This is a genomic window from Mannheimia kashgarensis (genome assembly GCF_041807705.1).
Taxonomy (GTDB): Bacteria; Pseudomonadota; Gammaproteobacteria; order Enterobacterales; family Pasteurellaceae; genus Mannheimia.
The window spans coordinates 1-940 of sequence record NZ_JBGTYY010000069.1 but is presented as its reverse complement, the minus strand read 5'-3'; the positions used below and the strand labels follow the sequence as shown (position 1 = coordinate 940).

Genomic DNA, 940 nt, shown 5'->3' with positions numbered 1-940 from the left:
TTTCGGCTCAACTGACCTAGAAATCTGTGCTTTTGTAATGTTGAGTTCATTCATCAAAGCAATGCCAGAGCTTTATGAAATGGTTGATATAGAACAAACGTCAGTTGATTGGATTGATGTAACTTTTTCAGCTCATATTGATTCAGAATCTATCCAAAAACAACTTATCTCTTTTTTCCAAAATATCCATTTAGGACAAACACGTCGCACAAGACATAACAAAGAATATGACACAACGGCAGAATGGAATTCAGGTTCAGAACACCGTATTTTAAAAGTTTATCTAAAAGGTAATGAAGTACAAAAAAGACTACAAGAAGCCCAGCACGACTTCAAAAAATCACCAAGTAAAAAGTATCTGCAAAACTCAATTCAAGTATTAAGTAATCCAAATCTTATTGAATTTTCAAAAAAATGTGTTCGTTTTGAAGCAAGATTAAAACAACGTTATTTAGATAAACATCAAATCCCACGCAATTTATTTGACTTAATTAACTATCAGAAAGATTACGAAGAGCAGGGTAGAAGCCTGATTAAAGACCTATGGCAAGACGCATTCAAAGACATTATTAAAGCTGTTGGGGAAAGCAATATGAATATTTACAACAGAGATCAAATTCAGCGTTTATTACGGAAAAATTATTTTTCAATCACTCCAAAAGGAAATGTGAGCTATGCAAAAGCTGATCGTTTATTCAGTTTTTATAAAAATTTACTTACGGATGGCTATAGAGAAACATCAAACTGTATGGATCGTAAGACATTTTGGAGATATGAAAAGGATCTTATGGCTGTAGGTTTAACTAAAGCCCAACTACAAAATCTAAAAGCTCACGAACGGCATAACATCATTCCTTTGATGAAACTTGTTGAAATAGACTTTAGCTGTCAAAGACCTGACTGGTATACAGAACCGACTTTAGATGATTTTGAATTATTA

At 32.9% G+C, this 940-nt stretch carries 1 protein-coding gene; it reads left to right on the top strand.

The window, feature by feature from the left end; translation table 11 throughout:
- Positions 1–940 (top strand): phage/plasmid replication protein, II/X family (locus ACERCF_RS12495; protein WP_373625789.1); only part of this gene is annotated, 940 nt, incomplete at both ends.